This window comes from Streptomyces sp. NPDC005791 (assembly GCF_042871485.1).
Classification (GTDB): domain Bacteria; phylum Actinomycetota; class Actinomycetes; order Streptomycetales; family Streptomycetaceae; genus Streptomyces.
In genome coordinates, this window is record NZ_JBIAIP010000045.1 from 1 (window position 1) to 1,159 (window position 1,159).

Genomic DNA, 1,159 nt, shown 5'->3' on the forward strand with positions numbered 1-1,159 from the left:
CTAGTAGGGCTTGGTCATGTTGGTGCGGGGTCTGGCATGTCGCGGTGACAGGTGGGGCAGGCGCCGGTCCAGGTCGCGAGGAGTGTTTGCAGCTCGCGGACGACTCGGTAGAGGCTCAGGCCGACGCCGTCTCTTTTGGGGATCGGTTCAGTCGCTGAAGGGTGCAGAAGGCGTGGGCGACCGAGACGAGGGTGACGTGGTGGTGCCAGCCTGGCCAGGTCCGGCCCTCGAAGTGGGCCAGGCCCAGGGCCTGTTTCATCTCGCGGTAGTCGTTCTCGATGCGCCAGCGGAGCTTCGCGGTGCGCACGAGGACGGGCAGCGGGGTGGTTGCGGGCAGGTTGGAGAGCCAGAACTGCACGGGCTCGTCTTGGTCGGCGGGCCATTCGGCCAGCAGCCAGCGGACCGGAAGCTCGGCGCCTTCCGTGGCCTTGCGGATCTCACGCCCGGCGGGCCGGATTCGCAGAGCCACGAAGCGCGAATACATGCGTTTCACTCCGCTGCGGCCACTGCCCGGCCGGGAGCCTTCCCTCCACTGCACCGGCCGTGCGGAGGATTTGCCGGCCGCGATGACCAGGCTCTTCACCCTCTGGGCCGGCTCGGGGTAGGCAGGAACCGGTCGTGGGCCGCGGCCGGAGTAGTCCGGGGTGTATGGCTGTGCGTCTTCGGGTTGCGCGGTGGTCGTGGTCGAGATGCCCACCACGTAGTCGAGTCCGCGTTCTTCCAGGCCGAGCCGGAATGCGGCGGTGTCGCCGTAGCCGCCGTCGGCGATGACCTGGGGCACCTCGATGCCCCAGGACCGCGTCTCGTCGATCATGTCGAGGGCCAGCTGCCACTTCTCGACATGGCCCACCTGAGCAGGGATGGCGCACGTGTCACGGCGAGCGACCTTGGCCGGATCGGCCTTCGGCGAGGCGGGGTCCCAGCTTCCGGGCAGGAACAGACGCCAGTTCACCGCCGTGGAGGCGCCGTTGGAAGCCAGGTGCAGCGAGACGCCGGCCTGGCAGTTGGTGACCTTGCCCGCGGTGCCGGTGTACTGCCGGGTCACGCACGCCGACGCGTTCCCATCCTTGAGGAACCCGGTGTCATCGATGACCAGCGCGGTGGGCTTGACGACCGGCTGCATACGCCAGGCCAGCCGGGCCCGCACATGCGCCGCATC

The 1,159-nt window shown here is 69.0% G+C and carries 1 protein-coding gene; it reads right to left on the minus strand.

The window, feature by feature from the left end:
- Positions 1 to 115: 115 nt before the first annotated feature.
- A partial coding sequence (locus ACFYSH_RS33925) for an IS701 family transposase (protein ID WP_359479377.1) occupies positions 116 to 1,159 on the minus strand: 1,044 nt, incomplete at its 5' end.